The 20,135-nt window shown below is 60.3% G+C and carries 22 protein-coding genes; 12 read left to right on the top strand and 10 right to left on the bottom strand.

Features of this window, described 5'->3' with window-relative positions; all coding sequences use genetic code 11:
• Window positions 1-7: 7 nt before the first annotated feature.
• The 3 genes from NMB39_RS10450 to NMB39_RS10460 are packed head-to-tail and all read left to right on the top strand — an operon-like array spanning window position 8 to window position 2,961.
• Window positions 8-931, top strand: coding sequence for an ABC transporter substrate-binding protein (locus NMB39_RS10450; RefSeq protein WP_494339299.1), 924 nt, complete (start codon window positions 8-10; stop codon window positions 929-931).
• 12 nt (window positions 932-943) lie between these two features.
• On the top strand, window positions 944-2,527 hold the full coding sequence (locus NMB39_RS10455; protein ID WP_494339298.1) for a flavin monoamine oxidase family protein: 1,584 nt from the start codon (window positions 944-946) through the stop codon (window positions 2,525-2,527).
• An 11-nt stretch (window positions 2,528-2,538) separates the two neighbouring features.
• The gene (locus NMB39_RS10460; RefSeq protein ID WP_494339297.1) at window positions 2,539-2,961 is read left to right on the top strand and encodes a RidA family protein; all 423 of its coding nucleotides are present in this window, start codon (window positions 2,539-2,541) and stop codon (window positions 2,959-2,961) included.
• 9 nt (window positions 2,962-2,970) lie between these two features.
• Here NMB39_RS10460 and NMB39_RS10465 read toward each other — a convergent pair whose 3' ends face one another.
• The 4 genes from NMB39_RS10465 to NMB39_RS10480 form a co-directional block, all read right to left on the bottom strand.
• Window positions 2,971-3,543 (bottom strand): HD domain-containing protein, encoded by a 573-nt coding sequence (locus tag NMB39_RS10465; RefSeq protein WP_124401235.1) that lies wholly within the window; start codon window positions 3,541-3,543, stop codon window positions 2,971-2,973.
• Window positions 3,544-3,630: 87 nt separating this feature from the next.
• Entirely contained in the window at window positions 3,631-4,188 is a 558-nt protein-coding gene (locus tag NMB39_RS10470; protein WP_494339296.1) for a helix-turn-helix domain-containing protein, read from the bottom strand.
• Between the two features lie 192 nt (window positions 4,189-4,380).
• Window positions 4,381-5,217 (bottom strand): 5'-nucleotidase, lipoprotein e(P4) family, encoded by an 837-nt coding sequence (locus tag NMB39_RS10475; protein ID WP_494339295.1) that lies wholly within the window; start codon window positions 5,215-5,217, stop codon window positions 4,381-4,383.
• Between the two features lie 37 nt (window positions 5,218-5,254).
• Window positions 5,255-7,195, bottom strand: coding sequence for a DUF8600 domain-containing protein (locus NMB39_RS10480; protein WP_494339294.1), 1,941 nt, complete (start codon window positions 7,193-7,195; stop codon window positions 5,255-5,257).
• Window positions 7,196-7,293: 98 nt separating this feature from the next.
• On the opposite strand from NMB39_RS10480, the gene NMB39_RS10485 reads away from it, so the two are divergent.
• Window positions 7,294-7,875 (top strand): hypothetical protein, encoded by a 582-nt coding sequence (locus tag NMB39_RS10485; RefSeq protein WP_494339293.1) that lies wholly within the window; start codon window positions 7,294-7,296, stop codon window positions 7,873-7,875.
• Here NMB39_RS10485 and NMB39_RS10490 read toward each other — a convergent pair.
• The 3 genes from NMB39_RS10490 to NMB39_RS10500 all read right to left on the bottom strand — a co-directional run bounded on the left by NMB39_RS10490 (window position 7,845) and on the right by NMB39_RS10500 (window position 10,602).
• The gene (locus tag NMB39_RS10490) at window positions 7,845-9,059 is read right to left on the bottom strand and encodes a DUF1835 domain-containing protein (protein ID WP_494339292.1); all 1,215 of its coding nucleotides are present in this window, start codon (window positions 9,057-9,059) and stop codon (window positions 7,845-7,847) included. The genes NMB39_RS10485 and NMB39_RS10490 overlap by 31 nt on opposite strands.
• A 151-nt stretch (window positions 9,060-9,210) precedes the next feature.
• The gene (locus NMB39_RS10495) at window positions 9,211-9,453 is read right to left on the bottom strand and encodes a hypothetical protein (RefSeq protein ID WP_052501140.1); all 243 of its coding nucleotides are present in this window, start codon (window positions 9,451-9,453) and stop codon (window positions 9,211-9,213) included.
• A gap of 72 nt (window positions 9,454-9,525) precedes the next feature.
• Window positions 9,526-10,602, bottom strand: a complete 1,077-nt coding sequence (locus tag NMB39_RS10500) for an aldo/keto reductase (protein WP_057024958.1) — start codon at window positions 10,600-10,602, stop codon at window positions 9,526-9,528.
• Between the two features lie 215 nt (window positions 10,603-10,817).
• Here NMB39_RS10500 and NMB39_RS10505 point away from each other — a divergent pair, with 215 nt between their 5' ends.
• From NMB39_RS10505 to NMB39_RS10520, 4 genes are all read left to right on the top strand, one after another.
• A complete protein-coding gene (locus tag NMB39_RS10505) occupies window positions 10,818-11,450 on the top strand; it encodes a glutathione S-transferase family protein (RefSeq protein ID WP_494339291.1) in 633 nt (210 codons plus the stop codon).
• 16 nt (window positions 11,451-11,466) lie between these two features.
• The gene (locus tag NMB39_RS10510) at window positions 11,467-12,387 is read left to right on the top strand and encodes a LysR family transcriptional regulator (protein ID WP_494339290.1); all 921 of its coding nucleotides are present in this window, start codon (window positions 11,467-11,469) and stop codon (window positions 12,385-12,387) included.
• Window positions 12,387-13,271, top strand: a complete 885-nt coding sequence (locus NMB39_RS10515; protein ID WP_494339289.1) for a LysR family transcriptional regulator — start codon at window positions 12,387-12,389, stop codon at window positions 13,269-13,271. The genes NMB39_RS10510 and NMB39_RS10515 overlap by 1 nt, the downstream gene beginning before the upstream one ends.
• Before the next feature lie 79 nt (window positions 13,272-13,350).
• Window positions 13,351-14,283 (top strand): flavin-nucleotide-binding protein, encoded by a 933-nt coding sequence (locus NMB39_RS10520; RefSeq protein ID WP_494339288.1) that lies wholly within the window; start codon window positions 13,351-13,353, stop codon window positions 14,281-14,283.
• A gap of 178 nt (window positions 14,284-14,461) precedes the next feature.
• Here NMB39_RS10520 and NMB39_RS10525 read toward each other — a convergent pair whose 3' ends face one another.
• Both NMB39_RS10525 and NMB39_RS10530 read right to left on the bottom strand, forming a co-directional pair.
• Window positions 14,462-14,611, bottom strand: coding sequence for a DUF6124 family protein (locus tag NMB39_RS10525; protein ID WP_494339287.1), 150 nt, complete (start codon window positions 14,609-14,611; stop codon window positions 14,462-14,464).
• A 665-nt stretch (window positions 14,612-15,276) separates the two neighbouring features.
• Complete coding sequence (locus NMB39_RS10530) at window positions 15,277-15,552, bottom strand: DUF6124 family protein (RefSeq protein ID WP_057024955.1); 276 nt, start codon at window positions 15,550-15,552, stop codon at window positions 15,277-15,279.
• 637 nt (window positions 15,553-16,189) lie between these two features.
• On the opposite strand from NMB39_RS10530, the gene NMB39_RS10535 reads away from it, so the two are divergent.
• Genes NMB39_RS10535 through NMB39_RS10550 form a run of 4 tightly spaced genes read left to right on the top strand, consistent with a single transcriptional unit; the run spans window position 16,190 to window position 18,511 of the window.
• Window positions 16,190-16,852 (top strand): hypothetical protein, encoded by a 663-nt coding sequence (locus NMB39_RS10535; RefSeq protein ID WP_057024954.1) that lies wholly within the window; start codon window positions 16,190-16,192, stop codon window positions 16,850-16,852.
• The gene (locus NMB39_RS10540) at window positions 16,849-17,367 is read left to right on the top strand and encodes a hypothetical protein (RefSeq protein WP_057024953.1); all 519 of its coding nucleotides are present in this window, start codon (window positions 16,849-16,851) and stop codon (window positions 17,365-17,367) included. Before NMB39_RS10535 ends, NMB39_RS10540 begins: the two co-directional genes overlap by 4 nt.
• Complete coding sequence (locus NMB39_RS10545; protein ID WP_043049353.1) at window positions 17,364-17,870, top strand: hypothetical protein; 507 nt, start codon at window positions 17,364-17,366, stop codon at window positions 17,868-17,870. The genes NMB39_RS10540 and NMB39_RS10545 overlap by 4 nt, the downstream gene beginning before the upstream one ends.
• Window positions 17,871-17,911: 41 nt before the next feature.
• A complete protein-coding gene (locus NMB39_RS10550) occupies window positions 17,912-18,511 on the top strand; it encodes a hypothetical protein (protein WP_306958341.1) in 600 nt (199 codons plus the stop codon).
• Between the two features lie 23 nt (window positions 18,512-18,534).
• On the opposite strand, the gene NMB39_RS10555 is transcribed toward NMB39_RS10550, so the two are convergent.
• Window positions 18,535-20,022 carry an aldehyde dehydrogenase family protein gene (locus NMB39_RS10555; protein ID WP_494339286.1) on the bottom strand — a complete coding sequence of 496 codons (1,488 nt, stop codon included), beginning with the start codon at window positions 20,020-20,022 and terminating at the stop codon, window positions 18,535-18,537.
• Window positions 20,023-20,135: the final 113 nt, after the last annotated feature.

Here is a 20,135-nt window from a genome sequence, read left to right on the forward strand (position 1 = left end):
ACTGCCCATGTTCATCAACACCACCCGCGTGGCCTTGCTGGCGCTTGCCGTCAGCACCGCGCAATACGCCTTCGCCGTGCAACAGGTTGATCTGAGCCCCGACCGCCCGCGCATCCATGTGCCGCGCAATGAAGCGGCCATCGCGCAGATCCCGCCGGGGTTCAAGTTCGCCCAGCCGGGCAAGTTCACCGTGGCCGTGTCCGGCGTGGCCGGGCCGCCCCTGGCGCTGCTCGCCAGTGACGACAAGACCACCATCGGCAGCGAAGCCGACACCGCACAACTGATCGCCGACAGCCTCGGCCTGCAACTCAACGTGGTACAGACCAGTTGGGAGGATTGGCCCCTGGGCGTCAGCTCGGGCAAATATGACGTGGTGATCAGTAACGTCACCGTCACCGAAGCGCGCAAAAAGCGTTTTGACTTCGCCACCTACCGCCAGGATGTGCTCGGCTTTTACGTCAAGAGCACCAGCAAGATCACTGAGATCAAGCAGGCGGCGGACATTGCCGGGCTGAAGATCATCGTCGGCTCCGGCACCAACCAGGAAAAGGTCCTGCTGGCCTGGAACGAGGCCAATGAAAAAGCCGGCCTCAAGCCTGCGCTGTTGCAGTACTTCGACGACCAGGCCGCCGCGCAACTGGCGGTGCAGTCAGGGCGCAGTGATGCGCTGTTCGGGCCGAACTCGGTGTACGCCTATTCGGCGGCGATCACCGGCGGTATCAAGCGCGTCGGCACCGTCAACGGTGGCTGGCCGCTGCAGGCCGATATCGCCGTGACCACGCGCATGGACAACGGCCTGGTCCAGCCGATCCACACCGCCTTGCAAGGCGCGATTGCCGGTGGCCAATACGAACAGGTCTTGCAGCGCTGGGGCCTGGATGTGGAGCGGGTCGACCAATCGCTGATCAACCCGCCCGGGCTGCCGGACTAAGGAGGTTTGGACATGGGACTGACACGACGTGAAGCGTTGTCGAGCATTGCCGCAGTGGGCGGTGAAAAGGCCGTCAAGGATGCATTGGCGGTCTTGGGCCTGGGCCCATCCTCACATCGCCGGCCGCAACCGCTGAAACTCAAGGACGGCCTGGGGCAGGGCACCCGCGTGCTGGTACTGGGCGCCGGGATTGCCGGGCTGGTCACGGCACTGGAACTGAGCCGCGCCGGCTTCAACGTGCAAGTGCTCGAAGCCCGAGAGCGCGTGGGGGGCCGCACCTGGACCCTGCGCAACGGTGACCGCGTGGACTACAAGGATGGTCGCTCGCAGACCGTAGGGTTTGATCCGGGCCAGTATTTCAACGCCGGCCCCGCGCGCATTCCCAGCCAACACCGCACGATCCTCGATTACTGCAGTGAGCTGGGTGTGCCCCTGGAAGTGCTGGTCAACAGCAGCCATGGCGCCCAAGTGCGGCCGGACCTGGGCCAGCCAGCGTTCAGCGTCGGCCAGGCGCTCAACGATACCCGTGGGCACCTGTCCGGGCTGTTGGCCAAGGCGGTGCAGCGTGACGCCCTCGATGATGTGTTGAGCGGCGAAGAGCGCACGCGCTTGCTGGGTTTCCTGCAGGTGTATGGCGACCTGTCCCAGGAACTGACCTTCGAGGGCACCCTGCGCTCGGGGCACCTGGAATCCGCCGCCCACCCTGGCGCCTTGCCCGCCCGTTGTCGCCCGCTGGGGCTCGAACGCCTGCTGCACCCGGAACTCTGGGGCGCCTTGCTGCACACCGAGTTTCCGGAATTTTCCGCCACCATGTTCCAACCGGTGGGCGGTATGGACCGCATCACCGATGCCTTCTACCGGCGCGTGCATGAGCAGGTGCAACTGGGCGCCCGGGTGCGGCAGATCCGCCAATTGGAGGACGGCGTGGCGGTGACCTATCACGACCAGCACAGCGGCCGTGAACAGGTGGTGCGCGCCGATTACTTGATCTCGACCTTGCCGCTGCCATTGCTGGCCAAACTCGATACGGATTTCAGCGACCCGATCAAGGCCGCGTTGCGCAGCACCCGCAGCGATCAGGCGACCAAGGTGGCGTGGCAATCCCCGCGCTTCTGGGAAACCGATTACCGCACCTACGGCGGCCTGTCGTGGATCGAACACCCAGCGCGCTTGCTCTGGTATCCCAGCAACGACCTCAACACCCGCGACGGTGTGCTGGTGGCTGGTTATGTGACGGGGGAGGGCGCCGAGGTGTTTGGTGCGCAGCCGCTCGATCAGCAATACGCCAGCTCCCGACAAGCCGTGGAGTTGCTGCACCCGGGTTACGCCAGGCACCTGCGCAATCCGCTGGCGGTGTCCTGGGAACAGATCCCCTACAGCGAAGGCCCATGGCTGCAACGTGAGCACTTCCCGGCCGAGGCCAGCGCCTTGCTCGAGCGCCCCCACGGCCGCGTGTACTTCGCCGGCGACGGCCTGGTGCAAAGCGGCGTGGGGATCTGGCAGGAGTCAGCCGCCAACTCAGCGCGCCATATGGTCGCGCAACTGGCCGAGCGCGTCATCCAACAACGACAGACCGCGGCCGTGGCCGCTTCCTAAGGAGTAACACCATGAGCAACAGCATCCAACGCACCAGCGTCGGCGACTTCCCCATCTCGCAAACCGTCACCGTGCCGGCCTCCGCCAGCCTGGTGTTCGTCAGTGGCACCCTGCCGGACCTTGCCGACCCGAGCGTGCCTGGGGTTTTTGGCGATACCGAAGTGCAGACTGTTTCGGTGTTCAACAAATTGCGCCAGATCCTGAGCCAACACGACCTGGACCTGGGCGATATCGTGCAGTTGCGGGTATTTCTGGTCGGGACCGAAGAAACCGACGGCAAGCTGGATTTTGCCGGGCTGCAGCGTGGGTATACGCAGTTCTTCGGCACGCCCGAGCAGCCGAACAAACCGGCGCGGACCGCGTTGCAAGTGGTGGCGCTGCCGTTGCCGGGGGCGTTGGTGGAAGTGGAGGCGATTGCTGCCCGGGCGGTGTGATGCCGCCCGTCACTCTGCGGCGTGGAGCCTTTGCTCTGTCGCCCGATCAATCAACGCCCGCAGCGCTTCGAACAAGGGGTCGGCATCTGTGTGTTTTTTACCGTAGGCCAGGTTGAAGGCGTAATCGAAATCGGGCGGGTTCAGCCCTTGGGTGTGCTGCAGTAGGGTCTCCAGTTTGTCCATGGCCTTGACGGCTTTTGCTTCCGGCGAAAGCGCGTTCTCGTAGTCATCCCATAACGTCAGGATCTCGGCTTTCAGGGGGCTGTCCAGGGACTGCGCCAACACCAGCAGGTCGAGCCGCTCCTGTTCGCCCTTGTTGGGAAAGGCCGCCTGGCTGACCGCCGGGATATCGCCGTGGATGGCTTCGCCCAAATCATGGATAACGCACATCTTGAGGATTTTCAGCAGGTCCAGGCCGGGCAGTTGATCGGCGAATACCATCGCCATCAGACACAGGCGCCAACTGTGTTCGGCCGTGCTTTCAGTGCGACCCGAAGCCGTGTGGGCGCTTCTGAGCACATCCTTGAGTTTTTCCGCTTCGCGCAGGAAATCGAGACGGCCTTTGATTTTTTCCAGGTCCATGATGCTGCCCCCACAAGGTCGGTTATGCAGCTAAGCCTAGGTGCGCGAGCGTAGATCGTCCACGCATAAAATATGCGCGGTGTTCAGTCAGAGCGTCTCGACCAGGCGCGCGGCGCTGCCATCGCTCAGGGTCATGCGTGTCCAGCGACACAGGCTTGGGCGTATCGGCACGAGGCTGGAATCGTTGCTTCCAGTGGTGAACTCAAGGGCTGGGGGGACCTGGGTTTCGCGCCAGCCGGTGTGTTCCAGGGTGGCTTCGATCAGCTGGATTTCCTGGGTTGCGAAGCGCCACAGCGACTGGCCCATAAGATCGGTGAGCGGGCTGCTGAACTGGCGTGCGCGGGAGGGCGAGCACGCGAGCAGGCGGTGCGTCAGGTCGCACACCAGATGCATCGCTTGCGAACTCTCACTGACCAGCCGGGCCAATGCCTGGTCGGCGGCTGCATCAAGCCGGGCTGCCAACAACTGCTCAAGCTGTTGGTGCGCGGCCGGATCCATCGCTTGTACGCCACTTTCCCAGCGCGAAATAGTCGATTGAGTGACGTTGAATAGCTGCGCCGCATGGCTTTGCTTGACGCGGTGCAGCAAACGCCATCGCCGCAGCGCAATGCCGGGCAGCGCAGGCTTGAGCAAGGAGTGAGGCATTTGCGGTTCCTGAGCCGGCGGGTGGATGACGAGTGTGATGATAAGAGGGCCGCGGTGCAAATGAGTGGGATGAACGGCGCTCTGGTTTCCAATGTGGGAGGGGGCTTGCCCCCGATAGCGGATTGTCAGTCACTGCATGTGTTGACTGAACCACTGCTATCGGGAGCAAGCCCCCTCCCACATGGCTACTCCCTATTCCTGCAACAACAACGCCTGCTGCTTGAGCCTGCGCTTCTGCGCAAACGGCAACTTTTCATCATCCCCATACGGCGCGCTGTACCAATTGCCGTAGCTCGGGTTGGGCAGCAGGAACCAGCGTTGCCCCAGCCAGTTCACATAGGGTTCGACGGCCTTGCGCTGCGCAGCCAGGGTGTTGTGTTCGGCCTGCACGAAATCTCCCAGGGAGTCACCGGCCATCAACAGCACGCGTGCCTGGCTGGCGACCCATTGGCGGCGGCAGTTCTTGCCGTAGCCGGCGCTTTCGCAGTGGCCGGTAGGCGTGCTGGCCGCCAGGATCTGTTCATTACTCTCAATCGGAAAGCCGCGTAAACGCAGGTTGTTGGCCGTAGCCGCGACCTGGCTGTGTTCGCGGTTGGTGAGGTAATACACCTTGATCCCTTTTTGCCTGGCAGCCTGCAGGAATGCCACGGAACCTGGCAGTGCCTGGGCCTTGGCCTGCTCCACCCAGGTGTTCCAACGATCATAGGAATACACCTGGTTATTGATGATGTCGCGGGCGTTGAGCGGCACGTTGTCCAGCAGGGTCTCGTCGATATCCACCACCACCGCCGGTGGCAGGCCGGCCAGCTTGCGCGCCGGGAAGGGCAGGGCGTCCCAGGTGGGGTCGGCCAGCGCTACATCGAGTTGGCGGGTGGCGTTGGCGAAGAGCTGGCGGTAGATCAGCTCGTGCTCGATGGACGTCTGGGTCCAGAGCACGGCGTCGAGTTGGTCGTTGGCCGGCGGGGTCTGTTGGCAGCCTGTGAGGGCGGTGGTGAGCAAGCAAAGGCTCGCGACAATCAGATTACGCATGGAATGGTCTCGCAGTGGACGCCTGGGCGTGGATGACTCAATAAGGCTCGCCGATCGAGCAGTGTGCAATCAATTGCGCGAGTGCTCTTCTTAATAGGCTCTCTGCATGCGTGTTCATGCGTAGCATCAGGGAACCGTCCGATTGCAGGATGATGATCCCGTCGAGTTTGTCATGATAGCTGCGTACTTCATGGAAGCCGCCCTCGTCGGTAAACAACATCAACGGACCGCGCTCTGTTCTGGTGATGGCGTAAATGTCCAGCAACGGGCCGTGTTTGGCGGTTTCGAACAAGCCAAGCATGGCGTGGCGGGCAGGCACTCCTGCACGAACCGACCTCGGATAATATTCGTTAACGATCAACTCCATGCCTGCGTCGGCAATATACCCGGCAATGTCTGGCCAACAGGCTTGCGCCCGAGGGGCCAAGACATGTGCCATCGAACTTGTTGCATCGACAATCAGCTTGGGTAGCGGCCGAATATGTTCCGTAAGGACACGACGAAAGTGCTCGCGCAACTGGCGCGCTGAAGCCGCATTGGAGGGTGTCACGCAGGCGAATGCCTCGCAGCGCTCGCTAACGTTCACGTCGCCTTTATGTTTGCACATCTCACGGAGTTTCCTGGGCTGGCAGGCGGGCACCGGCCCATAGTTGGCGAGCGCTACCAGCGCCTCTGTATTGAGTTTTGCATAGTCACGCAATGCTTGATTGAAGTTGCGTGTATTAGCCCTGGCATATTGTTTGGCTTCAAGTACATAAATGATGCGATGGCTTCCATCCGCTTTGCGCTGCAGGAGTGAATAGTCTGGTTGAATATGTTGCTTGCGACCCGTTCCTGTCAGCCCAATACCTTGGGCCGCGACGCGAAACTCCGCGATCAATTCGAGAACGTCATTACCGATGCGCAGGTTAGCTATATGGCTGGGACTGAAAGCGAATGTCAGGCGATTGTCCGTGCCCATTAATTCAAAGTGCTCACCCGCGTATTGCAGTTCACGTTTGAGCAGGGTAACGAGCCACACGGAGTAGAGCTGTGAGCGGTGTTTCCAGATGGGCAGGTCGAGCAAGTCCTCCAGTTCATGGGATAACGCGTTGGCCGCGACCACGTCTGAGTGAGCGTTGACCAGCGTTTCGACCTTTTTCGCCAAAACGGCTCGCTGGGAATGAGGGACCTGTTGGTGGCAATACCAAAGCGCCGGCAGAAGACGAAAGCGCGCAATGTGGTCTTCCTGGATATGAGCCAGCAAGGACTCGCTCCATTGCCTGATAGGTGTGCGGCCCGGCATGGCTGGATCGTCGGTCCTGCGCACGCTGCGCAGTTCAGCCTGGCTGGCGTAGCGGCCTGTGCGACGGCACAATTGCTCGGTCAGGTCCGCGATAGGCTGGAGTGCGCGGGTCAGTGGGTCGGTGATCGGTCCCTGGGGCAGTGGTACGGATGTCTGGTAAGGCCAGTCTAAATTGTTTATCCAGTTTTTTACCTCATCGCTCGCGATGGGCGTTTTGAGGGCGGCCCGAGCATTTTCCTCGCCCAGTGTGTCTGCAAAGGTGGTCAAAAGCCCCCCGCTGATCGCTACCAAGTCCCTGGGGTTATAAGCGCGTTGCGCAACAGTGCTATTGAGTCGCTCCATGATGTTGCGTGCGCTGCGAAAGGCCTCTGCATCGAAAGACAGCTTTTCGCCTTCATCAAAGTTGAACTCGAGTAACAGGCGCTCATTGCTATGGGATACGCCTGTCTCAATCATCATCTGATAGATGTCAGTGAGCATCATGCTGAACGGCTGCAAGGCATTGAGTACCGCGATCAGGAACGACGTGATGTCGACGTCGTGCAGCCGCAAGTAAGCGCCAACGTCCTGGAACGCGGGGATGTGCAACGCCGCCCGTAGGTCCACGACGAATTGTTTATCGTGGCTCATGGGGGCCAGCCGGCCCTCTGAATTCAAGCTGTCCCAAAGCTCAGCCGCGGTTTTCAAGTGCACAGGTTCATCCTTGATAAAGATAAGTGGCGATTAGCCATAATTTGCAAAGCGTGAGATGTTACCCGACTCAAGGAAACCATGCGCATTTCAGGATCAACATGAACGCACAACAAGGTTTTTACGAAAATGTCACGCTTATTGACATTCAATTGGCGTCTGTCTATTACCCGATTCTGGTCGACCTGGCCAAGCATAAACATTGCCTGACCTACACCGAGTTGGTTGATCGGGCCAAGCATGAGAACCCCGACCATAGGGTCGTTCAGAATGCCATCCCTGTATCCACCGGGCGGCGCTTGGATGTAGTCAGGCTGTTCACTGACGAGCGCAAGTTGCCAGTCCTGACGTCGCTGGTAATCAGTAAAGGCACGGGGGAGTGTGGGAGCTTTTTCACCCGCCATTTCGATCCGGTGGCTGCGCGTGAGCAGGTCTTTGCGTTTGACTGGAACACCGCGACTACGGATTTTGCAGGTTTTGTCGAAGTGACCGAGAAAGCGGTGAAGCCGCGTAAAAAGGTCAAGAAGCCGCAGGCACGCGAACGCATGGCGGCTTACTATCAGGCGAACAAATCCAACCTCCCGGCTAACGTGAGTGAGTACAGAGAAGCCATCATCGAGCTCATTATGGAGGGCTTCTCTGATGAGGAGGCTTACGCGATGACGTTGCGCCAGACAAGCTGAGCGTACCTGTCGATTGTCCAATGCGACTGACCTGGCTCGATACAGGTACCGCCTACCCAACGTGCTTCTGAGCTATGGTCTGGCCAATAGGCGCTCTCGCTGAGCACTTCCCGCCCCAAGGCTGTCAGTTCCAGGTGGCGCCGAGGCCATTCCAGATGCGTCTCGGTTTCCAACAGCAACGGCTGCTCTGCATCAATCAACGGCCGCAGCAGGGCATGGAACATCATGTCTCCCAGGAATGGCAACGGCTCGCGCTTACCCATCAGCTCTGCGAACACCCGGCCGAATGGCACCGGTCCGGCCTCGGCGATGTACGTCAGGCCCAGGCGTTCGGTCAACGACAAGCCATCATGCGTTCCGGGTAACTCCTGCAATTGGCGCAGCAGCGCCGGAGCGAGAAAGGGCAGGCAGGGGTAATTGCCATGGGCCAGTTCCGCGAGCTTGAGCGGTGAGCTGTCGCAATAAGCCGACCAGGCGCGTTTGGCCAATTGCACTGCGTTGTCGTCGATCAAGCGCCGCTGCGGCCAGAGCCAGGCCAGCACATCGGGGGCCAATTGGCCTATGCCGATAAATCGCTCGACCCCGGGAATGCGGTCTGCCTCAATCAGCTCCAGCTTGTGCGGCGCCCGCTCCAGGCCGGCCAGGGCGCGCACCAGAAACAGTTGGTCGTAGGCGTCCGCTTCGCACCACAGCACACTGTGATCGGCATTGGCCAAGGTTTGTAGCTGGTCGTATTCATCGTTGACGCGATGCGCGACTTCAGTGGAGTCAAGGGCAAAGGCCTGACTGATAAAGGTACTGCGCATCGCGCGGAACGCTTGGCTGGGCAGTTCACGCACTGGCCCCATGCACAACGGGTCCGTGAGCATCCGGAACTGGCCCTTGAACCCGGCCAGTTGCAGGCTGTGGGCAATATCGTTGCCACACCGCCAATGGGTGGTGCGCGATTCATCGCTGGCCTCGAAACCAGGGTGGCGGGCGGCAAAGTCGAGGGCGTCGACATGGGCCTTGAGCTTGGGCCAACTGGCGAAGCCCAGCTGTTTGGCAAGCTGCCACTGAGCCTGGGACAAGGTTGCGCTGGGGTCTTGGCTTTTCAGGCGCGACAACAGTTCCTTGGCGCGCTTGCGCTGCTGCTCAAGGTTAAGGCGGCCGTCGGTGTTTGAGGCGAAAGGGCGTTGCGACATACGAGCTCCTTGTTCGAACCTTTTCCGCTTTAAGGTTGGGAGTCGTAGAAATGAGGTAGAGCTGTGATGTCCTGGGCGCAGCCCTTTCCGCGGAAGGTGGCGTGGAGAGCGCCAGGCCGCAAATATAGGCAGCGCGACGCACGATTGCAAATCAACCTTGCCCATCACCCTTGCGATCGATCCAATGGGTCTTGATGCCCTTGGCCCAGGCCACTGTATAAAAACAGCTGAGCAAGACGATGCCCCACTGCTCGGCGTTGATCGACGACCAGAACCAGAACGGCTGGCCGGCCATGCCAAACAGGCAGGCGTAGCGGCGCACTTTCAAGCGTTTGCTCTGGCTGAACCAGATAGCGACGACGCCGAGGGCGGCGATCATGATTTGCGCGATCAAAGCCAGACTCCTTTGCTGGGGACACTTGATTCAAAGGTGGGAAGGGTGTGTTCCCACTTTTGAACCGCACTGTTATTTGTCTTTGCGCGCATCCATGGTCTTTTGATGCTCGGCCAGGAACGGCTGTTCCGCAGGATCAAAACGATCGATCCCGGCCGTAAAACGATGCCAATAGGGGTACAGCGGCTGGCGACGGGTGACCGCCTCGATGCGTGACGATTGTGCTTCGGTCAGCTTCAGCTCAGTGGCGGCGAGGTTGTCGCGCAGGTGCTCTTCGGTACGCGCTCCGACGATCAGCGAGGTGATCCCCGGACGATCCTTGAGCCAGGCCAGGCAGGTACGGGCGACCGAGACGCCATGCTCATCGCCGACGGCGGCGAGGGTCTCGATAATGTCCAGGGCGCGCTCCTGGTCATGCACATAGGGTTCCGGCCAGCCGCTGCCCTGGCGGGTATTGGGTGGCGGCTTGTGCCCGCGGCGGGTCGTGCCGGTCAGCAGGCCTTCTCCCATCGGGCCCCATACCAAAGTACCGACGTGCTGGTCCAAGGCCAGCGGCAGCAATTCGTACTCGGCTTCACGGGATTCCGGGGTGTAGTAGATCTGCTGGGTGATGGGTTTGAGCATGCCGTGCAGCTCGGCCTTACCCAGGGTCTTCATCATCTGCCAGGCCGTGAAGTTGCTGGTGCCGAAGTAGCGGATCTTGCCCGAACCGACTAACAGGCGCAGGGCTTCGAGAGTCTCTTCGATCGGCGTCATGCCGTCCCAGTTATGCAGTTGGTAAAGGTCGATATGGTCGGTACCCAAACGCTTCAAACTCGCTTCGCAGGCGCGGATCAGGTGATAGCGCGATGAGCCGGAATTGTTCGGGTTGCTGTCCACCGGGCTGCGGCCCTTGGTAGCCAGCAGGATATCGTTGCGCTTGTCACCCAGGGCCTTGCCGACCACCTCTTCGGCCAGGCCGTGGGAGTAGAGGTCAGCGGTATCGACCATATTCACCCCGGCATCGAACGCGATGTCGAACATGCGCTTGGCCAGGGGCACGTCCACCGCGCCGCATTTTTCGAACTCCGCACGACCGCCAAAGGGCACGGTGCCCAGGATGATTTCCGATACCAGCAGGCCGGAATGACCCAGTTGTCGGTATTGCATGTCGCCTCCTACTTAACGTTGCACGTGAAGGTGTGAACGATGGGGAGGACGATAGTTTGAATTTTTTTCATGAAATTGCGACGCCGGCGCCGAGAACTTCCAACAGGTGATTGTTTCGTCCAATGAAATGCTGGATTGTAAATCCTGGTCATTCCGCCGACTGAGGCGGCAGTGGAATATGCCTGGCGTCGATACCCATTCTTTTGGAGCCTTTCATGACCCAGCCTGCGATCAAACTTTATGATTTTCCATTGTCCGGCCACTCCCATCGGGTCGAGCTGATGTTGTCCCTGCTGGGCTTGCCCAATGAATTTATCCTGGTGGACCTCAAGCAAGGTGCGCATAAAACGCCCGAATTCATTGCTAATCTCAACCGCTTCGGCCAGGTACCGGTGATCGATGACGGCGGTACTGTCTTGGCCGACTCCAATGCGATTCTGGTCTACCTTGCCAGTACCTATGGCAAAGGGCAGTGGTTGCCGAGCGAGCCCATCGGCCAAGCGCGGGTCCAACGCTGGCTCTCGGCCGCCGCCGGTCAACTCCATGCGGGGCCCGCCACGGCGCGCTTGGCCACAGTGTTTGGCGCCGAGGTGGACACTGTCAGCGCAATCAACCGAGCCTATGCCCTGCTGAACGTGATGGAGCAGCAGCTGGGCGAGAGCCGTTTTCTGGCTGGTGATCAGCCAAGCATTGCCGATATTGCGTTCTATACCTACGTGGCCCATGCGCCGGAAGGCAACGTCTCGCTGGCCGACTACCCTGAGGTGCGTGCCTGGCTTGCCAGCATCGAAGCCTTGCCAGGGTTTGTCGCTATGCCGCGCACGGCGGTGGGGCTGCAATCACAGTAACGATCAAGGGATAGCGATGGACCGATTTCATGAGATGCAGGTATTCCTGGCGGTGGCCGAGGAGGAGGGTTTTGCGGCTGCTGCACGCCGCCTGAAGACATCGCCACCCAGCGTGACCCGCGCCATTGCCGCTATGGAACAGCGCATCGGTACGCAACTGCTGGCACGCACCACACGCAGCCTGCACCTGACCGATGCCGGCCAGCGTTACCTGGAAGATTGCCGGCGCATCCTCGCCGAACTGGAAGAGGCCGAGGAAGCGGCAGCGGGCAGTTACTCCATCCCCGGCGGCCACCTGACAGTGACCGCACCGGTACTGTTTGGCGAGCTGTATGTGGCGCCTGTGCTGGGGGAGTACCTGGACCAGTTCCCCCTGGTGAACATCAGTGCCTTGCTGGTCGACCGTGTGGTCAACATGACCGACGAAGGCGTTGATGTAGCGGTGCGTATCGGCCATCTGCAAGAACCCGGACAGCAGGCGATCAAGGTCGGCGAAGTGCGCCGGGTGGTGTGTGCATCGCCGGCTTATCTGGACCAACATGGGCGCCCGCAGCGGCCTGAGCAATTGCGAGAAGCCAAGATCGTCACCTCATCGTCCAGCCAACTGGTCAGTGAATGGACGTTCGTCGACGCCGGCCAGCCGCTGAAGATAGCCATTGAGCCGCGTCTGAGCGTCACGGCGAACAATGCCGCGATCAACCTGGCTCGCCTGGGCTGGGGCATGACTCGGGTGCTGTCGTATCAAGTGGCGGCAGCGGTGGCGGCGGGAGAGCTGGAGCTGGTGCTGGAGGCTTTCGAACCGGCGCCGCTGCCGATTCACATCGTGTTCCAGCAAAACGGCCGCATACCGGCCAAGGTCAACACCTTTGTGGATTTCTTAAGCCAGCGCCTCGGACAGGACGCGGCCCTCAATCCAGCGACGAAGCGGCGCGCCTGATGGAGCGCTTTCGCGATATGCAGTTGTTTGCGGCGCTGGCCGGGCAACCCAGCCTGGCGTCGGCGGCACGCCATGCCCGGGTTTCCGGCCCGACCCTGGTACGTGCGGTTGCGCGCTTGGAGACACGCCTGCGGGTGGTGTTGCTGCAGCGCAGCACACGCGGGGTCAACCTCACCGATGCAGGCCAGGCTTATCTTGCCGACTGTGTACGCCTGCTGGCAGCGGTGGATGCGGCCGAAGCCTCGGCCAACGGCGCCCATGTGCACGCCCAGGGCAACCTGCGGATATGCCTGCCGTTGCTGTTCAGCCGCTATGTGATGGCGCCGCTGCTGGCTGGCTATATGGATCGCTACCCGGCGGTGCGTGTCATCGCTCATTACCACGACTATTACCCCAACCTGCACGAAGAGGGGTTTGACGTGGCGGTGTGGGTGGGTGAGCTGCCCAACTCATCGCTGATTGCACGACAGGTCGGGCAAGTGCGCACCCTGCTTTGCGCGAGCCCCACGTATTTGGCGGCCAGGGGCGAGCCCCGGCATCCGGCTGACCTCAAGCAACATCACCTGATTGCCAGCGCCGAAGCGGTGCATTGGGGTTTTCCCCACTACGCCCTCAAGGCCCGCGCACGCCTCAGTTGCGCCACGGTGCAAGGCGCGATCAATGCGGCGGTGCAGGGCGCGGGGGTGATTCGTTGCCTGAGCTATCCGGTTCACGATCACTTGATGAGTGGCCGACTGCGCCGTGTCTTGCCGGCCTTTGAACTGCCGCCGCTGCCAGTGCATGTGATCTACCGCGAAGGCCGTCATGCGCCGATGCGCGTGCGCAGTTTTGTCGACTACTGCGTCACCGCGTTGCGCGAACATCCGGCATTTCAGTTGGCGTAATAGTGGATTGCCTGGGGTGGGCATTCTCTGCATGGCTGGGCAGGCGCAGCATTCGGTTATCCAACCAGAGGTGATCGCCATGAACTCGATCGAACAATCCCCTTGGCATGCCGGCGAACGGCAACTGCAGGAAAGCGCCGGCGTTGCCGAACGCATGGCCATGATCGGGCCGAAGGTCATTCGTGATCATTTGCCCGAGCAGCATCGTGATTTTTATCCGTTGTTGCCTTACCTCATTCTGGGTGTGGTGGACGAACAGGGTATCCCCTGGGCGACCATGCTGGAGGGTGCGCCAGGGTTTGCCCATTCACCGGATCCACAGGCGCTGCAAATCGACAGCCTGCCCACCAGAAGCGATCCGGCCTCGGCTGGCATCACTCGTGGCGCGTCCGTTGGCCTGCTGGGCATCGATCTCGGCAACCGGCGTCGCAACCGCATGAACGGTCGGATCGGAGCGCTGGATCATGACGGCTTTGCGGTTGATGTGGTGCACACTTTCGGCAACTGCCCCAAGTACATCCAACTGCGGCCCGTCGCTGGGGTTGCGCGCAAACCTGGCGATACAGCCGAGCGCAGCACCAGCCTGGACGCTGCCGCCCAAACGCTGATCAGCAACGCCGACACCTTCTTCGTCGCCAGCTACGTGGACCAGCACGGCGAACGCTCGGTGGACGTTTCCCATCGCGGCGGCAACACGGGGTTTGTGCGGGTAGAAGGCAACGTGCTGACCATCCCTGATTTTGCCGGCAACCTGTTCTTCAACACCCTCGGTAATCTGCAAGCCAACCCGGTAGCGGGGTTGCTGTTTGTCGATTTTGAAACCGGCGACGTGCTGCAAGTGGCGGGGCGTACATCGTTGATTCTTGGCGGGCCGCAAGTGGCCGAGTTTGAAGGCGCGCAACGCTTGTGGACAGTGACGGTGGAGCATGTGGTCCGCCGTCCTGCAGCCTTGGCATTGCGCTGGCAGTTCGCGCAGTTCTCACCGCACAGCCTGGCGATGGGCACCTGGTAGCCTGGCACCCGCTCCCAGGCATTGCTATCTCACTGATGCAGTGAGATCAAAATGTGGGAGGGGGCTTGCCCCCGATGAGGTAGTGTCAGCCAATACATCTGTGACTGACCCACCGCAATCGGGAGCAAGCCCCCTCCCACATAGGAACATCATTGCCTGTTGAATTTGCGTTTGTTCATCAGGCCACCGGGCATTCCCGGTTCAGCGCTTCATCGACCAGCAACTGCGCAATCTCAATCATCTGCACCACCGCCAGCACATGCTTGCGGCTTTGGCCGTCAAGCCGTTCGGCACAGTCGTAGGCACAGACAGTCGCTGACTCCAGCATTTAGCTGGCATTGCTCAAGGCGGCTTCAGTGCTGAGTCCGGGGCGGACGGTGAAGATGACGTCGGGGGGCAGTTGAGGGTTGTCATCCGAGGGGGATGACGGGGGATTGGGTGTGACTTTCTTCATGGCGAAGCTCCTATGAATGAGCACATCCATTTCGCTACCACACGAAGTAAGGAGGCGACTGTACACGGGGTGGTAGACCGGTCATAGAAACCCGGCAGGCCGAAGCCTCCCATGCACAGCCGCCACAAAGCAGCCCGCACAAAAAAACGCCCTTGAGCGTTTTGGGGTCTATGAAAGAACTGGGCTACCACGCCCATTCGCTGATTTTGCAGCGACCCGCGAAGGTTAGCGGCGAGGCTCATCGGACGCAACCCGAAGTTTGTGTAAGAGCCGTCTGATGAACTCACTCCTTGGATCAACGTCAGCGGGTGGTCGTTGCCGCAAGGTTGATCGAGATGGAGGCGCAGGCGCTGGGGCTGAAAACGACAGCTATCTCACTGATGCAATCCGATCAAAATGTGGGATGGGCGGTGCGACGATTCGACTTGCCCCCCGATGGCGGTGGGTCAGTCACAGATGTATTGATTGACACTACCTCATCGGGGGCAAGCCCCCTCCCACATAGGAACGTCATTGCCTGTTGAGTTTGCGCTTGTTAATCAGGCCACCGGGCATTCCCGGTTCAGCGCTTCATCGACCAGTAACTGCGCAATCTCGATCATCTGCACCACCGCCAGCACATGCTTGCGGCTCTGGCCGTCAAGCTGTTCGGCACAGTCATAGGCACAGACAGTCGCTGACTCCAGCATTTCGCTGGCATTGCACAAGGCCGCTTCAGTGCTGAGTCCGGGGCGGACGGTGAAGATGACATCTGAGGGGAGCTGAGGGTTGTCATCCGAGGGGGATGGCGGGGGATTGGGTGTGACTTTTTTCATACGGTTGCTCCTGGAGTTAGAGGAGCCGCCACAATCACTTCCACATGATGAGGTGGCGACTGTACGCAGGTGTGGAAGACCGGACTCCAGGACCCCGGCGCACTCGAAAGTGCCCCGCGCACAGCCGCCATAACACTTTATAGCGAGCATGAAAAAAGCGCCCGCTAAGGCTATGGGCGCTTATACGCCTGGAGAGTTCGGGCTTCCACACCCGTTCGCTGATTTTGCAGCGACCCGCGAAGGTTAGCGGCGAGGTTCATCGGACGCAACCCGAAGTTTGTGTAAGAGCGGTCTGATGAACTCACTCCTTGGATCAACGTCAGCGGGTGGTCGTTGCCGCAAGGTTGATCGAGATGGAGGCGCAGGCGCGGGGGACTGCGATCCAACTGTGGGAGGGGGCTTGCCCCCGATGGCGGTGGGTCAGTCACAGATGTATTGATTGACACTACCTCATCGGGAGCAAGCCCCTTCCCACATTTGATCTGCGCTGCTTTGAGCATCATTTGTAGTCAAACCCCGATTCCCGCCGTACCATTCGCCCCCCCTCGCAGTGACGCGAGGCGCAGCGCCAGGAAGGCTCATCCCATATTTGTCCTGGCGACTGCAGTGTACTTTTTGCCAGCGTTCAGGATTCGATATGTCTTGCTTCTCCCGGCCTTTGGCCTTGTTCTTGATCACGGCGGCCCTGACGGGTTGCGGTACTCAGCCGGCATCGCTGGTCAGCCAGCCGTTGCAACCTGGCCCTCTGGAGCCAGTCGCTTATGTTGTCGGGTCGATCGGCCCGCAGAGCCTCAGTGCGTCCCCCGCGCCTAATCAGCGTCTGCTGTTTCGCAAGCGTGGTTCGGAGTTTGGTGCCGCGGCGATATGGGTCGGTGCGGGGCGCCAAACCCCTCAGGATGTGAAAGATGCGGCCGGTGCCGCCAGTGTATTTGTGCTGGCGCTCAAGCCTGGGGATTATGAGTTTTATGATTTTCAGTTTTTCTCCAGCAGTTACTCACCGACTCTGGGGACCACCTACACCTCGGTGCAGGCGCGAGAGAAGTTCAACCTGCCACTGCGTCTGAAGGCCGGCAACGCCTATTACCTCGGAGAATTTCGCTCGTTATGCCTTGGCGCTTCCCTGTGTGGCTTCCACTGGCGTGACCAGCAAGGTCGTGACGAGCCGCTTGCGCGCCACTATGTTCCGGGCCTGCCGACCCTGGATTTGCTGCCCCTGGATTATCGCAGCGCCGCCCCTTACATCATCGTGCCTCTGCCAGCCGGCGCGGGCCAGAACACCCTTCACGAGACACGTCCATGAACCGCTTTATGACCCTCGGCGCCCTGGCGCTGCTGACCGGGTGTGCAACCACCCATACGCTGCCTGAGCGTGCATTGCCGGATGGCAAGGAATACCTCAAGCCGATCCACGTCATGATCGATGATCCGCTCAATGCCGCACTCATCCGTAATCAGTTGCGCGAGACCGGGGTGTTTCGCAGTGTCGAAACCGGCAGGGGCAACCCGGGGGATTATTCGGTGTGGGTGCGCTACAACATCCAGCGTGATATGCCGCCTTTCCCCTTGGTATTGCTGAGTGCGGCAACCCTGTTTCTAATGCCCCTTTCAGTGACCGTCGACACCACCACCGAGTTTTCCCTGCAGCACAATGGAAAGCAGCTCAAGCAGTACAGCTACCGCAACGTCACCCACAAATACTCCTGGTTGCTGGATGGCCCTGGCGGGATGGAGTTACAGAACGGTCATCGTGTTGCACGTGCTTTTGCCGAGGATGTACAGCGCGACGGCTTGCTGCCCGAGGAGCACGCACAATGATCAGGACTACGCTACTGGCTGCCGTGCTGTTGCTTGGCGGTTGCGGTACCGCCCTCAAACCGTTGGACTACAAGGCAGAGCGTGCCTATGTGCCGATGAGCGTCACAATGCCGTCGCCCACGTCGAGGTTTGAACAGCAGACGCAGCGCGAGGTCATCCAGCTGTTGCGTGACACAGGTGCCTTCAGTTTTATGGATGGCGGCTTCAGCAAGACCGGCTACAGCTTGTTGGTCGATCAACGCGGCGGTAAAGGTGCCGGTGCGCTCCCGGCGATACTCGGCGCGCTGACGCTGCTGACCGTGCCGGTGCCCTACACCTATGAGCGCCAGTTGCACGGCTCGCTGTACAAAGACGGGCACCTGCTCAAAACCTATGCCTACAAACGCGGTGGCTGGACGGCCACGACCTGGTATATCCCCATGACCGAGCCCCGCAGTGAAAGCGAAATGTTGAGCGACTTGATGCGAGATCTGGACCACGATCGCTTGATTCCTTATCAGTGACAGTTGGGTATTTTAATTAGTCTTAATAAAGGAATTCACGGATGAATTATGCGTTGTTGTTTGGCTTGGATGTGCAACTGGGCTTTTTGGTGATGGCTTTTGTGTTGGTGATGGCGGTGATTGGTTTCATTCTTGACAAAGACACCACGCCGCAAGTTGTCGTGGCGACCGGCGTTGCGCTGATTTCGATTGCCGCGTGTGCCGTGGTCTCTATCGACGCATTCAATGGGCTGGCTCAGTCACTACACGAAAAAGGCAAAATCAGCGGTGATCTGTTTGACCAGGTCAAACACCGTTCCAACCTGTTCCTGTTTGTTTTCCCGTTTGTAACCGCCGCCATCGGCACGAACCTGATTTCCGACGTACTGACTAAGAAGTTGCATTATGAAAAATCCTTGGGACCTGTGGATTTGCTGCAAGGGTGCTGGGAGCTTCTGAAAATCCTGTTCGGTGTGGTTATTTTGCCGTTTGTTGCTATTGGCTTGGTGCCCTTCCTGCTGGTCGATACGTGGAAGCGCCACGTCACCCGTTATATGGAAGTCGTTGGCGCAGTAAACCGTCATCTGCAACTCAAGATGCTGAAGGCCGACATCATTTCCAGGAATCTGTTTCGTGGCCCACCAGCCAAACCTGAGCCCTGATTCCGGTCGCCGGCACTCAGTCCTCAATACCGAATCATCACCGACTTAAGCTCGGTGTAATCCTCAATGAACGCACTGCCAAACTCCCGCCCAACCCCCGAAGACCGGCTGCCGCCAAACGGCACTGCCGGGTCGAGCAAGGTGTGCATGTTTACCCACAAGGTGCCAGCCTTGATGGCCGGAATCATGCGCAGGGCCTTGCCCAAATCGTTGGTCCACAGGCTGGCGCTCAGCCCATAGGGCCCGTGGTTCATCAGCGCTAGCAGCTCGTCTTCGTCGTCGTAGGGCAGGAAGGTGGCGATGGGGCCGAAGGTTTCTTCGTTGAGCAGGGTGTCGTGCAGGTGGTTGGCGAGGATCACCGTGGGTTCGACGTAGCAACCAGGCCGGTCGATAAGGTGGCCGCCGTGGATGATCGTGTTGTTTTCGGTGCGGGCCTGGTTGAAGTAGCCGAGCAGTTTCTGCTGGTGCTGCTGGTGCGTGACCGGGCCGAATTCGGTGTGTTCGTCCAGGGGCGAGCCAATGTTCAGGCGGCTCAGGCGCGCCGCGAGTTTTTCCAGCACGGCGTCGATTTGCGAGCGGTGCACGAAGAAGCGTTCGGCCGCCGCGCAGATTTGCCCCGAGTGCAAAAAGCCTGCTTCGATGATGCCGTCCACTGCTTTGTCCACGTCCATGTCACGCAGGAAGCCCGCAGCATTCTTGCCGCCCAGTTCCAGGGTCGCACGGGTCAGCCCGGCACCCATGGCGCTGCGGCCGACGGCGATGCCGGTGGGCACTGAGCCGGTGAATGAAACCTTGTGCGTGCCGGGGTGTTCCACCAGCCCCTTGCCGACATGGCCGCTGCCGGTCAACACATTGAGCACCCCCGCCGGTAACCCCGCGTCGATGGCCAGTTCAGCGATGCGCAGCAGGGTCAGCGGCGTGAATTCGCTGGGCTTGATGATGATGCTGCAGCCGGTCACCAGTGCCGAAGCGAGTTTCCAGATGGCGATCATGGTCGAGAAATTCCACGGCACGATGCCAACCACCACGCCCACCGGTTCGCGCAGGGTGAAGGCGGTGTAGCGCTCGCCATTGAATGACGGCAGCGATGGAGTCAGCGTCTGGCCGCTGAGCTTGGTGGCCCAGCCAGCGTAGTAGCGCAGGAAGTGCGCGGCCTGGTCGACCTCGAAAGCGCGGGAAATCTGGATGATCTTGCCCGACTGGCAGGTTTCGATCTGCGCCAGTTCTTCACGGTGCTGTTCCAGCAGATCGGCCAGTTTCAGCAGCACGTTGCCACGGGTGGCGGGGGCGGCCTGGGACCACAGTTGGAAACCACGGTTGGCGGACGCGACCGCTGCGTCGATGTCCGCCAGGTCAGCGTCGGCCACTTCGGCGATGACCTGGCCGTTGGCAGGGTTGGTCACGCTCAGGCTTTCAGTGGCGTGGCTGCGTACGCTGACACCGTTGATAAACACCCCATGGCGGCGACGCAGAAAGGCTTCGACTTGGGGCAGCAGCGGGATATCGCTCATGGCAGGTTCCTGGCAGTTCATAAAGAAAACCCGAGGGTAACCAACGCACCGATAAGCGGCTTGACTGTGCCTGCCAGGTTTTATGCCTGTGCCTGCCGCACCTGTGAAAAGTA

It is taken from the genome of Pseudomonas sp. FBCC-B545, assembly GCF_059134095.1.

What these genes read in the sequence shown, in the direction of transcription:
- NMB39_RS10535 (WP_057024954.1), top strand. Translation starts at nt 16,190, where the DNA reads ATGTCTTGCTTCTCCCGGCCTTTGGCCTTGTTCTTGATCACGGCGGCC.
- NMB39_RS10450 (WP_494339299.1), top strand. Translation starts at nt 8, where the DNA reads ATGTTCATCAACACCACCCGCGTGGCCTTGCTGGCGCTTGCCGTCAGC.
- NMB39_RS10465 (WP_124401235.1), bottom strand. Translation starts at nt 3,543, where the DNA reads ATGGACCTGGAAAAAATCAAAGGCCGTCTCGATTTCCTGCGCGAAGCG.
- NMB39_RS10470 (WP_494339296.1), bottom strand. Translation starts at nt 4,188, where the DNA reads ATGCCTCACTCCTTGCTCAAGCCTGCGCTGCCCGGCATTGCGCTGCGG.
- NMB39_RS10540 (WP_057024953.1), top strand. Translation starts at nt 16,849, where the DNA reads ATGAACCGCTTTATGACCCTCGGCGCCCTGGCGCTGCTGACCGGGTGT.
- NMB39_RS10490 (WP_494339292.1), bottom strand. Translation starts at nt 9,059, where the DNA reads ATGTCGCAACGCCCTTTCGCCTCAAACACCGACGGCCGCCTTAACCTT.
- NMB39_RS10550 (WP_306958341.1), top strand. Translation starts at nt 17,912, where the DNA reads ATGAATTATGCGTTGTTGTTTGGCTTGGATGTGCAACTGGGCTTTTTG.
- NMB39_RS10520 (WP_494339288.1), top strand. Translation starts at nt 13,351, where the DNA reads ATGAACTCGATCGAACAATCCCCTTGGCATGCCGGCGAACGGCAACTG.
- NMB39_RS10505 (WP_494339291.1), top strand. Translation starts at nt 10,818, where the DNA reads ATGACCCAGCCTGCGATCAAACTTTATGATTTTCCATTGTCCGGCCAC.
- NMB39_RS10510 (WP_494339290.1), top strand. Translation starts at nt 11,467, where the DNA reads ATGGACCGATTTCATGAGATGCAGGTATTCCTGGCGGTGGCCGAGGAG.
- NMB39_RS10525 (WP_494339287.1), bottom strand. Translation starts at nt 14,611, where the DNA reads ATGCTGGAGTCAGCGACTGTCTGTGCCTACGACTGTGCCGAACGGCTT.
- NMB39_RS10515 (WP_494339289.1), top strand. Translation starts at nt 12,387, where the DNA reads ATGGAGCGCTTTCGCGATATGCAGTTGTTTGCGGCGCTGGCCGGGCAA.
- NMB39_RS10475 (WP_494339295.1), bottom strand. Translation starts at nt 5,217, where the DNA reads ATGCGTAATCTGATTGTCGCGAGCCTTTGCTTGCTCACCACCGCCCTC.
- NMB39_RS10530 (WP_057024955.1), bottom strand. Translation starts at nt 15,552, where the DNA reads ATGAAAAAAGTCACACCCAATCCCCCGCCATCCCCCTCGGATGACAAC.
- NMB39_RS10460 (WP_494339297.1), top strand. Translation starts at nt 2,539, where the DNA reads ATGAGCAACAGCATCCAACGCACCAGCGTCGGCGACTTCCCCATCTCG.
- NMB39_RS10545 (WP_043049353.1), top strand. Translation starts at nt 17,364, where the DNA reads ATGATCAGGACTACGCTACTGGCTGCCGTGCTGTTGCTTGGCGGTTGC.
- NMB39_RS10555 (WP_494339286.1), bottom strand. Translation starts at nt 20,022, where the DNA reads ATGAGCGATATCCCGCTGCTGCCCCAAGTCGAAGCCTTTCTGCGTCGC.
- NMB39_RS10485 (WP_494339293.1), top strand. Translation starts at nt 7,294, where the DNA reads ATGAACGCACAACAAGGTTTTTACGAAAATGTCACGCTTATTGACATT.
- NMB39_RS10500 (WP_057024958.1), bottom strand. Translation starts at nt 10,602, where the DNA reads ATGCAATACCGACAACTGGGTCATTCCGGCCTGCTGGTATCGGAAATC.
- NMB39_RS10455 (WP_494339298.1), top strand. Translation starts at nt 944, where the DNA reads ATGGGACTGACACGACGTGAAGCGTTGTCGAGCATTGCCGCAGTGGGC.